The sequence below is a fragment of the Paenibacillus alginolyticus DSM 5050 = NBRC 15375 genome (assembly GCF_000422905.1).
Lineage (GTDB): Bacteria > Bacillota > Bacilli > Paenibacillales > NBRC-103111 > Paenibacillus_E > Paenibacillus_E alginolyticus.
Map to the genome: position 1 here is coordinate 1 of NZ_AUGY01000096.1, position 14,426 is coordinate 14,426.

The window sequence follows — 14,426 nt, forward strand, 5'->3', positions numbered from 1 at the left end:
AAAGACCGCCGTTTAGCTGATGTAGAAGAGGAATTGGCTATCGTAAAAAAGGCGGTGCACATCTTCAGCAAACCAAAGAATTAAGGTTTCAATTCATTGAAGATCATCGCTCTGAGTTTCCAGTGGAGAAGATGTGCAGCGTGCTTAAAGTATCCAGGAGCGGCTATTACAAATGGCGTACGGCAGCACCGTCCGAACAGCAAAAACACAAAGAGATGCTAACAGAGCGGATTAAGTTTCACTTTAAGGACTCTGATCAACGGTACGGAAGTCCAAGGATCTGGAATGAACTTAAAAAGGAAGAATTGCGGGTATCTGAGCGTACTGTCGGCAAGATCATGCGTGAACAAGGCCTTCGCTCTTGTATGTCAAAGAAATTCAGAGTAACAACAACGGATTCGAAACACAATGAACCCATCGCTCCAAATGTACTCGAGCAAGACTTTTCAGCGACAAAACCCAATGAAAAATGGGTAGCTGACATTACCTACATTCCCTGTCGTGAAGGAAAACTGTACTTAGCAAGCGTAATGGATCTGTATACGAAACAGATTGTAGGCTGGAAACTGAGCGACAGCATGACGACAGACCTCGTGCTAGACGCATTAAAACAAGCCTATCGCGCAAAGAAGCCTAAAAAGAATCTTATTCATCATTCTGATCGTGGCGCTCAGTACGCGTCCAGTGACTACCGTAAACAGCTCAAAACCTATCGAATGAGAGCTAGCATGAGTCGTAAAGGGAACTGCTATGATAATGCCTGTATCGAGGCATTTCATAGCATTTTAAAGCGCGAACTTATTTACTGCACCCCGACATTCAAAACGAAGCAGGAAGCCTATGAGAAGCTGTATCGTTACCTTGAATTATTTTACAACCGCAAAAGATCCAACAGTACGCTAGGCTATGTGTCCCCTCTACGCTTTGAGCAGCAGTATTATAGACGCACTGCCTGAAAATTAGGAGTGTCCACTTTCTTGACAGAAGAGCAAACCTCCCTCTAATTTAGGGGGGAATCGCTATTCAGCGAGAATTCATCAGAAATAACGGGAGATTTTCCATGTAAACTCTCTTTTTATGAAAAAATACCCAAATTCACGGTAGGTTTTCCATGTACTGCAACAGTGAAAACAGGAGGCAGCCTAAAGATGAACGCCTTATGGGACAGCCCCTTCATTGTTTAAGACCAATGTTCGATGCGAAAAAGGCCGGGGCGGGCTGCCGATTGCTGCAGTTCCCGATTCATCCCAGCCCTATACTTTTTTCACCAGCTTATCAACTGGCCATTAACTGGAATACGTCCCCTTGGTGAATCGGTAAAGCGAGTCGTACAAATTGCGGATTTCCGGATCTGTGCTTGCTGCCGCATTCTTCAAGACAGGACCGCTGCCTTTGTAATAGGCTTTAAATGCATTTCGCATATAGCCATACTGCACGCCGCCTTTGAGATAATAATAGAATCTGTCGCGGAACACCTTATCAGTCAGCATTCGGTCATCAAATTCCATTTCCACACCCATTCCGTAAGACTTTGCTATATTGGAAGCATCTTCCAACCGGTCCACATTCAGCTGCTCAAAGTAATAGTTTGGTTGAAAAGCAGCTGCATCAAAGCCGACATCTTGCCACATAAAGCTTTTGTACGCCAGGAAGTGAGGGATCCAGAACGCCTTGAAGCCCTGATCGTGAACGAGTTTATTGACTATTCGGAGAGTTTCTGGTCCTGTCTCACTCGTACTTACCTGCTCATCCAGCCAATACATGCCGACAAGCTCAAGATTGGAATAATTTTGTATGTTCCAACGCTTCTTAACCTCTTGAATCCACCAACTAACGGCTTTCTGTCTATTGGCCAAAGCCGCCTCTTTGCCTACGATGCCCTCATTGAAGTTCTCCATTATTCCGTCGCCGTCTACATCGCCGAAATCGGATAAATACTCTCCTGGATTCGGTATCATCATGACTACCTTTGATTTATGCTTCGGCTGCCCAAGTTTCGCTCCGACTTCCTTGGTCGCCTCGTTGAGTTGATGCAAGTCACCTTGATCGGAGAGCGTCTTATCGAGATACCATTTCCAGTCTGACAGGTATGACCCACCGCCGCCAAAATCGCGCCCTTGCGGTGTCATCAATCCGAGCATAAGGAAGCCGTCAAAGAACCAATCGACCGGTTTCCCCTCTTTATTGATATAGCTAATTTCGGGAATCAGCTTCTCATTCGTCCAGTTGCCTTCTCCGTTGGCATAATAGCCATTGTATAAGAGCGACAAATTGGAAATGCCTGCAGTGTCTTTACCCGGCTGCAAATAAGTGAACGGATCGGCATGTACCATCTTTGCCCCCTTCGCTTTACCATCGGTCCCCCAGATCTCGATTTCGTCTATGAACGACCAGGCTCTAGGATGCATGGAGAAAGTCACTTTAATATATCGGGCATATGCCATCGTCGCGTCATGGCCAGGTTTCTCTACGCCATCCTTGTTTCCGTCCCAAACATAGTATTGATCGACAGGAGGTCCGTCGCTCCACAGATGCTCTGTTGCTTTATTGGCTAGCGTCCCCCAATGCTGCTTATCGTCGGAAGCGTACATGGAAACCGTCAGAGGAAAGAGAATGGCCGATCCCGGCCAGTCTTGCAGGAAATGGGCTTTAATGCTGGAGATGGATTTGGAACTTCCCAAATCAAACACGATTTCACGAGTTTTATGCAAATGTCCCGTCCATGCAGGATCCAACACGTTCAAGCCGCCAATTATTCCATCCGTAAGCTTATTCCCGGTATCCGGATAATTGGATTCCGGTGTCTCCGACCACTCGTAGTTTAAACCTTTGGCAAGATTACGAAGTTCCGGTTGCTTCTCGGCTGCATGTACATCAGGCATTAATGCGAACATCATCACCATACAAACAGCCAGGGATATCCATTGTTTCATCGAATTCATTATTTCCCCTCCTTAAAATAGGTTCACTATAATAACGCTTGAAGAGGCCTCTTCACTATTCATACTAAAATACCTGTCCCTGCATACAAAGAGATAACTTCTTACTTTTATATACACTTGTTTACTTTATCCGCAGCATTCTGAATTCTTGGGGCGTCGTTTCGTTCTGCTTCTTGAAGAAGCGGATGAAGGCCAGTGCGGAGTTGTAGCCGAGTGCGGCGGCGATTTCGTTCACTTTCATGGTGCTGTCAATGAGCAGCTCCTTCGCTTTCAAATTCCGGAAGTCGATGATGTAGTCGGATAACCCGATACCGGTCATTTGCTTGTACAGTCTGGAAAAATACGACGGATTCAATCCAACGTGGTCCGCGATCGCATTTAAAGAAATATCCGTGGAAATGTAGGCTTCTATGTACCGGTGCGCTTTTTGCACTACTTCCGCAGGAAGCACCGCGCCTTGGACTGCGTTCCAGTCGAACAGACAGTCAGCCGTTTGCATAAAATATTGCCTTAAGGAAAGCCAGGAGTCATTGTCACCGTACTGGAACAACGTAGCCAAATCATGAACCTTATTCAAATATGCGCGCATCTGTGAGCTTTTATTGATGTAAGCTAGAAATACAGCTGCCATAGAGTGATAGAGCTCCTTTTTACGTTCGTACGGGCTGTTTTCCTCGCTCCAAATCTCCGTCAATTTCAGGTAAAGCTTGTAAAATTCTTCTCGGTGGCTGTTCTCCAGGGATTTGGCGAGCAGTTGTACGCGGGTATAATGGAAAAAATCGTTCTGCTTATCCGCTGCCGTGCCTTCCTCTGACCGTCTGATGTCGGAATCGCTCAAAATAACCTCGCTCGATAATCCCATACCGTACACAAATCCATATTTCAAGCTATGAAATCTTTCGAAAACACCGCTCCATGCCGTATGCTCGCTGCTTAGAATAAAAGAGACTGGCAGCTGCAGCAGCTTCTTGCATGTACGCTGAATCTTCTCAAGCATGCCGCTTACATACGTGGATGTTTGTTTCCACTGTAAATCGGATGAATCATGTGGTGTTGGCGCATCGCTCACGTCTAAGGGCTGGATGAACCATACGATTTTGGACTGGTCGTACACATAGGAATAACTGCGCACGCGTGGCGACAAGAACTCCTCGGTAACATTTTGCATGGCGTAAATAAGCAGCGCTTTATCCGGAGCCGTTATCATGTCCCTCCAACCATCGACCCTTCCAAGCAGCAAAAAAACCGGCATGTCTGTCCGCAGCGGCATATCGATCTCTTTAAAATGGTTCTCCAATTGGCTGCTCGTGACAGATTTACCTTGAAGAAGTCCAGAAATGTAATCTTTCTGAAGTGATGGCAGTGCCAACCGCATCCGGTTATTCGCTCTTTCAAACATTTGCAGCTGATCGTATTCCTCTTCGAACTTCTCGATCGCCCGCTGGACAGAACGGATGATTTTCTCATCGCTTTCGATCTTCAGTAGATATTCGAAACTGCCGTATGTGACGGCGCTCTGCACATAATGGAAATCGTTATAGCCGGTTAGAAAAATGACCTTGCAAGCCGGCCACTGGGCTTTAATTTCCTGCAGCAGCTCGATCCCTTCAAGACCGGGCATTTTAATGTCGGAAATAACGATATCGACCCGGTTGTTCTGAAGGACCTCCAACGCCTCCTCGCCGGAATAAGCCTTCAGGATGTCGAGGTCCATATCATGTGATTGTTCAAAAAGCTCAATCAGACCATCCACGATGATCGGAAGATCGTCGACAATAAGCAATCGGTACATACCTACCCCTCCTCTGGGAAATAAGCGGCTTAACTGCTGCCGAAATGAATCCTCACTTTCAAGCCGCCCAGCGCGGAACGCGCCATCGTGATACCATACTCGGCTCCGTAGCGAAGCTGGATTCTGCGATGAACATTGACAAGGCCTGTCGTCTCTTCGAGACGGCCTTCAGACCGCTGCAAACGGGTGTTCAGCCGGTCGATCTCTTCATCTGTTACGGCGCTCCCGTTATCCTCGACATAGAAAGATAGGCTCTCTTCGTTCTTCTCGAAGTGTACCCAAAGTTCGCCCTCGGTCCGCATGTTACCAAGCGCATGCTTGTAAGCGTTCTCGATGATCGGCTGCAGCACTAAGCGAGGGACGGAGAGCTCCGGTACATCGCTGTCAAACCTCACTTGAATGCGATCCCCGTAACAGACTGTCTGCATGTCTACATACGTGCGGGAATGCTTCACTTCCAACGCTAGCGGGATTTCGTCTTCACCATCCCTCGTAATGAAATGAAAATATTCACCGATGTATAAGCAAAACTGGTATGCTTTTTCCTTCTGTCTATCGGATTTGATTAACCGACACAGGACAAAGAAGCAGTTGTATAAGAAATGCGGATTGATTTGCGATTGCAGCCGCTTGAGCTCCGAACGCTGGTTGCGGATTTGCTGCTCGTAGTTTTCTTCGATCAATGTTCGCAGCGACCGAATCGTGTCATTAAAGGCCTGATACAAATACCCGAATTCGTCATGCCCGCGGTCGATGGTGATCGGCATCAGCCGGTTTTGCTGAACGTGACGGAACGAATAAACGAGCCGCATGAGCGGTTTATAAATGAGCTTGAACAGAAAGTAGGAGAAAAATAGGCCGACAACAACGGCGAGCACGCAAGCCCACCAAAACCAAACGCGGTAGGTTTGAATCGGACCGAGCACGTTCGCTTCGGGAATCAAGCTTATCGAATAAGCGTTCCATAGCGGAGAGTACTTGAAAACCGACAAATAGCTCTTTCCCCCGTATTGGACCGTTTCGTAGCCTTCTTTCTTACTTCCTGCCTTTTTATCCTTGATAAAAGCCTCGACCGTCTCCAGCAGGGCTGGGTCGTCATCGCTCTGGATATGCCAGCCACGGTCCACGCTCAGGAGGATGCTTCGGCCATCGAGCGAGCTGCCGATTTGAGCCAGCGATTCCTTGATTTTACGAGCGGACAACTCGACTCCGACAACGAAAAGCGGCTCACGCCGAGTATTCGCCGGGTACTGCATGGAGATGAACAGCCGATCGTTCCAATAAATGAACGGTTCCTCGTATGGCCTATTTTTCGGCTGCATCGCCGCATATTCCTGCTTATTGATCGACGTGTCGTATTGGATGCTCATCAGCGTTCGATCGATGGAAGGAACATACGCTTTCGCTTCCTGAATAAACGGGCTGGAGTCCTTCATCAACACAAGCCGCTTCTGAATGCCCAGTATTTTCTCCGCCCGTTCGTAGTGAGACAACTCATTGCCCGCAGCAGCTAATTCGATCAAGTCGTCGTCCGTCACGTATTTGGGCAAATATCGCACAATCCGGTCCGCCTCCTTTTCAAGCGAGTCCAGGTAATATCCCGTCGTATTTAGTGTCGACTGAGATATTTCCTTGCGGATGCTTTCCACGCCTTTCTCGTTGATCAGCCATGTAATGGCCATAAGCGGCAGCAGCACTACCATGAAGGCAGCCAACATTTTTTTGAATATGGAAGAATCTCTCAGTCGGAAAAAGCGCTTCATCATTCGTTCACCTGCTAAGTTTTGGTAGGGAATCCTGAATGTTTATTCTTTGACACTCCCCATCACAATTCCTTTTATGAAGAAACGCTGCAAGAACGGGTAAACGATCAATATGGGAAAAGCTGCAACGAATATTTGCGCCGCTTTGCTAGTTCGATCGGACAACTTGCTGATCAACTCCGCGTCCTGTGTCTTGAGGAAGCGGAAATCGAGTTTAATAATAATGGTTTGCAGGAACGTTTGCAGCGGATAATTGTCGGGATGGTTCATCAAAATCATGCCGTCGAACCAACTGTTCCAGTGCCATACCATCGTAAACAGTCCGGTCGTCGCGAGCGCAGGAAGAGCTAAGGGAACATAGATTTTCCATAGTGTCGCAAAATGTCCGGCACCGTCAATCCGTGCCGATTCTTCCAGTTCTTTGGGCAGGTTCCTGTAAAAGTTAAGCAGCAAAATAATGTTGAACACCTGAAGCGCGCCCGGCAGCACGAGAGCCCATATTGTATCGATCAAGCCAAGCGATTTCACCGTCAAATACCATGGGATGAGACCGCCGCTGAATAAAATAGTGAACACGAACACCCATACGTAAAATGTCCTTAGCCGAAACTGCCTCTCATCTTTCGATAATGGATATGCAGTCAGAATCGTCAAAAACATACTGATGGACGTTCCGAGAATGAGCCGTTCGAATGAAACCCCAAAAGCGCGCAAATATTCAGGCTTGCCGAATACGTTGTTATAAGCAGCCGTCGTAAAGTCGACAGGCCACAATATGACCTTGCCGGCGGCTGCCGCCGTCCCGTTGCTGAAAGATAAGGCCAATATATGAATAATGGGCATCAGACAGGCAAAAGAGATTCCCGCCAAAAATATGACATTACCGCTCAAGAAAAGCCGCCGGCCGAGTGGCATTTTGTAACGCATGATGTCTCCCCTCTCTTCCCCATAACTCTATTTAGAAAATGCGATAATTCGCAAAACGATACGCGAGGACATACGAAACCGAGATAAAGATAAACGAAACGATCGATTTCAACAGCCCTACCGCCGTAGCGAACCCGAACTGAGACTGCTCGACACCCATCCGATACACAAACGTATCGATAATGTCGGCGCTTTCGTATACTTGCGGACTGTACAAGTTGAATATTTGATCGAAGCCGGCATTTAGGACGTTGCCAATGTTTAACGTAAACATCAGCACAATAATCGGCAACATGCCCGGAATCGTAATGTTCAGCGTCTGCTTCCATCGTCCTGCGCCGTCAATTTCCGCAGCTTCATACAGCGACGGATTAATGCTTGTTAATGCCGCCAAGTAAACGATCGTACCGTACCCGAACTCCTTCCAAACGTCCGAAACGACCATTACATAAGGGAACCAACGATTATTTCCCAGAAAATAAATCGGGTCGATTCCAAGCAAACCAAGCGCTTGATTGAGGACCCCGGTTGTCGGGGAAAGCACATCGATTAATATGCCGCTCAGCAGTACCCAGGACATGAAGTGAGGCAAGTAAACGAGCGTTTGGAACGTTCGTTTGATCCATTGTCTGCTCATCTCGTTGAGCAGGATAGCAATCGTAATGGGTACGAACAAGCCTGCTGCAATTTTCATGACAGAAATATAGACGGTATTGAAAAAAATTCGGCCGATGTCGGGATAGACGAACATATAATTGAAGTTTTTCAACCCGACGAACGGAGAACCGAACAGACCTTTGGTCGGAATATATTTTTGGAACGCCATAACAATGCCCGCCATTGGGACGTAACTGAAAACGATGACAAAAATCAGTCCCGGGATCAGCATCAAATGAAGCGGCCATTCACGTTTCCACATGCGCGAGATCGATTTCATCATGCACCACCACCTGCTTATATTACCCCGCCGAGTTTAAAAGAGAGAGGGATCGTACTTGATCCCTCCCCCTGAGAAGAATTATTTGTTCTTCGCGTACCAATCATTCACTTCTTTGGTGATTTGGTCTCCGCCAAGCTTCTTCCAATCGGCGACAAATTTATCGAACTCATCAACCGATACCTGGTTCATAATAATTTTGAAAAATACTTCGTCGCGCTTCTTCTCGAGGATCGCATTCTTCTCCACCATAGTTGGCGTAGGGGCACCGTAAAACTTCGTTTGTTCGAACTGATTGTTCTTTTTCATATCCGGAATAAGGGAGTAAGAGCCCTTCGGACCTGAAATCCAATATTCCCACCACATGCTCGTATCGCCGTTTACATATTTCATAGCCCGTTCGTATCGAGATTTCTGATCTTTTGTCTTTGCCATACTCGCGTCTTTGGCTGCGATCGCCTTCGGCAGCACTTCGCCGTTATTGTTCGATAAGCTGCCAACCCTGAGTGGATTAAGCAACCAGTAGTTGCTTTTCTTTTCCACACGGTCTTTACCAAATTCGTAAACTTTGTTATCTTCCGTCTGATTGTTATCCACGACAATCCATTGATTGAGCAGCCTCATGACGGCTTCCGGATTTTTCGCCTTCTTGGACACGACGTAATATCTGTCGCCGCCTATCCCGATTTGTGCTTTGGCCGGATTGTTATCCACGGATGGAATCGGATATACGCCCCACTCCTGCACTTGTTTGCCGTCTTTGATCGCACCGGTCGCAAGGTGCGCCGGCACCCATTCGGCGCCATATACAAGACCAATGTTGTTACCGAAAATGAGTTCCGATTCCTTTTGCGTGTCCTTCACGGCAAATTCCGGATCGATCAGACCTTTTTTGAACATGTCTTGCAGCGCCTTGAGCGCTTCTTTCATTTGCGGCTGTACGTAACCCTTGACAAGTTTGCCGGTACCGTCATCAATCCAGTGATTGGAATCCGCATTCGAGTCCATATAGGCATGGTAGCCATTCATGAAACCGATGAAGCCAGTTGCACCGTCTTCCTTCATATCCTTGTTGAATGCAATCCCGTAAGCTCTTCCAGTTCCTCCAGGATCCTTCGTCTTAAACGCCTCCGCGATGGTCATCAGATCCTGCATCGTTTTCGGCTCCGGCAAATTCAGCTTCTTGAGCCAGTCGGTACGCACGTATAGAAACTGGGCGTAGTACGGATTGGACGTGCTCGGAATTGCCATCAGCTTTCCGCCAAAAGTGGCCGATTTCATTTGGGTACCGCCGTCCGCTTGCATGAATTTTTTGGTTTCCGGAGTAGCGAACTTATCGTAAACGCTAGTAATATCCATAATCATATCCGCTTCAATCATCTGCTGCAGCTGAGTAGCATCAACCAGCATAAAGTCAGGAATGTCGTTTGAAGCAATGGCAATCTTCAGTTTTTCCTTGTATTGATTGGTATCGGCAGCAATCCATTGATTCGTAATTTTGACCCCGACGTCTTTCTCGTAGGCTTCGTACACGGAATTTTTGTCGAAGCTTTCACCTGCGTCGAATTTCAAATACGGATCGCCTTCTCTGATTGTGGACACCTCAAGCACTTTTTTCGAATCCGGCGTTTGTGCTCCAGCTGCAACTGCTGTCGCGGACGCGGACGGTTGCGGGCTATTCTCCGGTTTGCTGCTGCACGCCGTTGCGGCGATAAGACTTGTAATCAAAGCAGTTGTGAGAACTTCCTTCCCTCTCAGTTTCATTTTCATACGACCCCTCCCATTTGGCTCAACATGTTCCTCCGGATGCTGTACGCGTTTCAACTTCCTTTGTTAGTTTTAAGTATAAGAAAAGAAACGCGATCCTTCCATATACCGGTGTTTACTTTGATATACATGTTGGATGACAAATTGGTTTTGAAATGAAGAAAGCCAGCAAACACAAGGGTTTGCTGGCTTTTTCGTGTAAATTACAATGACAAATAAAGTTTTGAAATGGATTTAGGGGTAAATTGTTTGAATTACAAATTAGTTTTGAAATGCTGCAGACAAATTTCCATCCGGCACGGACCAAAACTGCTCACTGCAGCTGTAAGCGCAGGAGCGGATGTTTACCTTTGGTGTTTGCTGAGCTTTTTAAATACCAGAAATCAATTCTTTGACCCTTTCTTTTTCTGCCTTCTCTTTGAAGTTCAAACAGACACCAATAGGACCGTCCGTTTGATTCAATAATTCTCTTAATTCGAAATAAGCATCACAAGGATCATACCACATATTCTTTCCTTCACTCGTGTATACAAATGGCGTTTGAGGAATGGGGACTAACGGCTCCATAATCGCCCAAATTTCAGAAAACATTATGGCTACAGGGAATTCTTTAACTTTGTTTTTATCCATGGTAGGGATAAATTCCACTCGTTCTGCATGGTCTATCAATAAATCTAAAATATCCAACACCGCCTGTTTATAAACGCTCGCTTTTTTATTGAAAATTTGACCTAGTTTATGATCAAAGATAAACTTACTTTTTTTCATTTGTTCAAGCATTTCGATTGCTTTTTCCGACATAGGGATCCCTTCCTTACCTTGTAGGTTATTAATTTTTATGGTAATGGTTTGAGGGATGGATATATTGCGATGTTTAATGGATGGATCAAGTTTGATCGATAGTTGTTTAGCTAACTTCTGGGCAATGATTTGATCTTCTTTGTTCCCGATTAAATACGTACTAATCAATGCCCGTTTCAGGCGTTCATCATGGCCTACTTGGAACCGTCGATTAGATTTTACCTCTTCTCCACAACCGCAGTAACATGTACCTTCCTGGTGCCGACGATATTGATCATAAATGAGGTTAATTCTTCGTTGTCTTTCTTCTAGCACACTTCGGCCCAATACGTACTCCCTTCCGTTTTCGTCCATACGAACCGTTTGCAGCACATTTCTTTCGATTAATTTCCGAACACCAGATTCGCCCATTCCCAGTTGTCGGGCTGCTTCTGATTTGGTCCACATCAACTCCATAAAATATCTCCCTTTCTTTTATAAGGAGAGGGAGAGAACTCCCTCATCCTTATAGCTTTGCATTGTTGCCATAAACTTCGCGATAAACATCAAGATAAGTCTTGGCTCCGTCTTCTGTCTTCATGTTCGAAAGAATAAATTCGTTCACATCTTTGGTTTCGTTTGTAATCTGGGTATGAATGTACTTAAGTGCAATTCCATCTAGCCCTGGATATTTGGCTGCTGCCATGGTTTTGCCTCCCTATCGATGTCTTTACTTCACAATATGGTGCGATTTCTTGGTTTAGAACATAAGGTGCGAATTTCTTTACCAAATTCATTTAATCATTTCGCCCATCGGATAATAATCATAGACCGTCACATTACCAAATGGATCGGTCAATTGCTTCCGATTACCTTGGTCATCATATTGATATGCAAGTGTCCTACCGTCGGGATAGGTTACTTTATTCAGGCGCTTTGTCGACGGATCGTATACATAGGAGGTTGGAACAGGACCTGAACCATCCGTCATTGTCATTCTTCTGCCTGCCGCATCATAGCTGAACGAGATTGTATTGTTTGTTGTGATATTTTTCGTTAAAAAATTCCGATTATCGTATTCATAGGTTTGAACTTGTCCATTTCTGTCTACGTACTTTACAACAAGGTTCCTCGCCAAATGCCCCTACGAATTTATCCTCCTTAAATACGACAGAATCAGCCACTAGCTAGGCAAGATGCGTTTACACGCACAGATGGATCAAGTGAAGTCGATCGTAAAATCAGTTATAACTATGGTAGCGTAGATGGTGGTTCTTTTTATCAAAATAACGGTAACGGATAAACTCAAGTCGGAGGAATACTACATTAATGTTCTTGGATTTTTAATGATGACTGTGGAGAACTGTAAAAAGGACGTTGAACGAAGGGTCTGTAATTCCTATAGAGACTGATTGGCATTTTTATGCTTATACCACAAATGGAGATGAATTGGACTCACTGTACGAAGAGCTTTGTTTAAGGGGAGCTTTATTTGTTGAAAGAACTCGAATGGTTAACGATACATGGAAAGAGTTCATTGTTCAAGATTATGATGGAAATAAAATAGCATTCGGTTCAAATGTAAAATAGTAGCGGAACGGCGATTTCGCTAACGGAGACGATAGTTCAATGAAACAGCGACAGTCTAGGACTTTGATATGAACGAAACCTGTCAAGCGGCTCTGTTGCTCTCTAGTTTTTGGCGTACTTAAATAAGAGTCTGTCAAGTGGTTTTCTTGACAGATGCCCTAATCTTTCCATACTTTAAGGTTCCCCGGCATGCCATATGCCGGGGCTGCCTTACGGCGAGTAACGGGTGCAGGGAGTGTACTCCCTGCGTTTCCCCTTTAGGGGACGGGAGGGGTGGATCATTCATTAGCTCGGAGGCAAAAACAATTCGCTGGTTGGCAATCTGATATTCGTGGATTCTCACACATTCTACATACGTCTGAAGAGTATACCGCTAACTATTTACGGGCATTCGCCACTAAGAGCTGCACAAAAGTCCTACGCGGATTTTCTCTTCACCTTACCTGATTTGCCCCCGAGGTAATAAATGATCTCCCCCTATATCATCGCTCCCTTCAGAATGTAGTTCTTGCATGCTAATATCAAATAGTGTTAGTTACTTCAAACTGCAACATTTTGCCTACCCTTCTCTATCTCTTTGGCAATCGCCCATACAAATCCTGCGAGTTCTCTCGCGATAGCAACTGTGATGGCTCCTTTATGTTTTCCCATCCGCATCATGTTTTTGAATTTCTTGTGCAGACGATTCTGTGCTTCCCAAGCAATCCCTTGCACCTCTGGCGTCAGACCGGTAATACGCTCCCTCATCTTCCTCTTAACTGCTGGGCTGTACCGATAGCTCCATGCTGATTCCACTAATACTCTCCGGAGATGAGCGTTGCCTGCTTTCGTGATCTTACCTTGCCAGCGGCTATCGCCTGATGAACTTTCGCTTGGAACAAGGCCGCAATAACTCATGAAAGATGAGGCATGGGGGAATCGCGAGATACTGCAAATTTCTGATGCAAGTGTCGTTGCAGTAAGAACGGCCACACCACGTAATGCTTGTAGTGCTTGAATTAGCGGAGCTTGTATATTAATTTCTTCTTGTCTTTCAATCTCCTTTTCGTACCTTTTAATTCTTTCTTTGGTTTCCCATATGCTTTGTCGGTATTCTTGGTAAGCAAGACGTTGACAGTCGTCTGCGAACTTTAGAGTGTCGAGCCACGCTTCGTAACCATGAGTCCAAGGACTAGAGCCCTTTGGATCTGCAAGCTGGTTTCGTAGCAGAAACTTTCCTAACCGCTGCTTGTGTCGGTTCAAATCTTCCTTTGCATCTTCCCTGGCACGAACTAAGTCACGAAGAGCTTCATCCGCAGGTGTAGGGATGTAGATGGAAGCGAGTTCTCCAGCTCGAAACAATTGAGCAAGCCGTAGCGCATCTCGTTTGTCGGTCTTTACCCGATCCCCTGCACGTTTAGGTATGAGAGTAGGGGCCACGATGGTGCATGAAACGGCCATCTCCAACAACCAGCGGTACAGTACATATCCGGTAGGTAAAGCTTCATAACACACTTCTAATACAATATCTTCTGTTTTACGCAGTTGTTCGATGAGCTTGCGGATCGCTTCTTTCGAATGTGGAATTACACCCCAATAGCGTGGCTCTTGTCTTCCTTCTTCAGCGATAGCCACGGCAATTTTTGTTTTGGACACGTCAAAGCCAACGTATTTTGTGACATTACTCATAGTAGAAACCGACTCCTTTTAATTAGTAGCTTTGATTGGGATGACAATAGAAACTTGCTCTAAATCCATTGTTTCCGAATTAACCTACGTCGAAGCAAAGAGGATGTCGGTTTCGTTCATAATAACTATTTTCTCTTCCATGGCTGTCGCTGTTTCAATTCCTGGGGTCAGTCTAATACTTGATTTTCTTCGAACATCCTTCCCATTTATAAGCACTTTCAACCCTAACATAATCACGCATAAATTTGCCTTCCTGTTCG

Annotated in this window: 12 protein-coding genes; 1 reads left to right on the forward strand and 11 read right to left on the reverse strand. The window is 45.7% G+C overall.

Features of this window, described 5'->3' with window-relative positions:
- Positions 1-95 precede the first annotated feature (95 nt).
- Positions 96-956, forward strand: a complete 861-nt coding sequence (locus G519_RS50655; RefSeq protein ID WP_244280087.1) for an IS3 family transposase — start codon at positions 96-98, stop codon at positions 954-956.
- 330 nt (positions 957-1,286) lie between these two features.
- Here G519_RS50655 and G519_RS45385 read toward each other — a convergent pair whose 3' ends face one another.
- The 11 genes from G519_RS45385 to G519_RS50660 form a co-directional block, all read right to left on the reverse strand.
- Positions 1,287-2,942, reverse strand: a complete 1,656-nt coding sequence (locus tag G519_RS45385; protein ID WP_036634435.1) for a DUF4855 domain-containing protein — start codon at positions 2,940-2,942, stop codon at positions 1,287-1,289.
- Positions 2,943-3,063: 121 nt separating this feature from the next.
- Positions 3,064-4,734, reverse strand: coding sequence for a response regulator transcription factor (locus G519_RS0131045; protein ID WP_029197970.1), 1,671 nt, complete (start codon positions 4,732-4,734; stop codon positions 3,064-3,066).
- Between the two features lie 29 nt (positions 4,735-4,763).
- On the reverse strand, positions 4,764-6,497 hold the full coding sequence (locus G519_RS0131050) for a sensor histidine kinase (protein ID WP_029197971.1): 1,734 nt from the start codon (positions 6,495-6,497) through the stop codon (positions 4,764-4,766).
- Between the two features lie 42 nt (positions 6,498-6,539).
- Positions 6,540-7,424, reverse strand: a complete 885-nt coding sequence (locus G519_RS0131055; RefSeq protein ID WP_029197972.1) for a carbohydrate ABC transporter permease — start codon at positions 7,422-7,424, stop codon at positions 6,540-6,542.
- 31 nt (positions 7,425-7,455) lie between these two features.
- Positions 7,456-8,361: an ABC transporter permease gene (locus G519_RS0131060; RefSeq protein WP_029197973.1), complete on the reverse strand. Its 906-nt coding sequence runs from the start codon at positions 8,359-8,361 to the stop codon at positions 7,456-7,458.
- 81 nt (positions 8,362-8,442) lie between these two features.
- Positions 8,443-10,131 (reverse strand): extracellular solute-binding protein, encoded by a 1,689-nt coding sequence (locus G519_RS0131065; protein ID WP_036634427.1) that lies wholly within the window; start codon positions 10,129-10,131, stop codon positions 8,443-8,445.
- Positions 10,132-10,497: 366 nt separating this feature from the next.
- Complete coding sequence (locus G519_RS0131070; protein WP_029197975.1) at positions 10,498-11,385, reverse strand: hypothetical protein; 888 nt, start codon at positions 11,383-11,385, stop codon at positions 10,498-10,500.
- 49 nt (positions 11,386-11,434) lie between these two features.
- Positions 11,435-11,614 carry a hypothetical protein gene (locus G519_RS0131075; RefSeq protein ID WP_029197976.1) on the reverse strand — a complete coding sequence of 60 codons (180 nt, stop codon included), beginning with the start codon at positions 11,612-11,614 and terminating at the stop codon, positions 11,435-11,437.
- Between the two features lie 87 nt (positions 11,615-11,701).
- Positions 11,702-12,046, reverse strand: coding sequence for an RHS repeat protein (locus G519_RS0131080; RefSeq protein ID WP_029197977.1), 345 nt, complete (start codon positions 12,044-12,046; stop codon positions 11,702-11,704).
- A 992-nt stretch (positions 12,047-13,038) separates the two neighbouring features.
- Positions 13,039-14,166, reverse strand: coding sequence for an IS110 family RNA-guided transposase (locus G519_RS0131090; protein ID WP_029197978.1), 1,128 nt, complete (start codon positions 14,164-14,166; stop codon positions 13,039-13,041).
- An 84-nt stretch (positions 14,167-14,250) separates the two neighbouring features.
- Entirely contained in the window at positions 14,251-14,403 is a 153-nt protein-coding gene (locus G519_RS50660) for a hypothetical protein (protein ID WP_154669633.1), read from the reverse strand.
- Between the last annotated feature and the right edge of the window lie 23 nt (positions 14,404-14,426).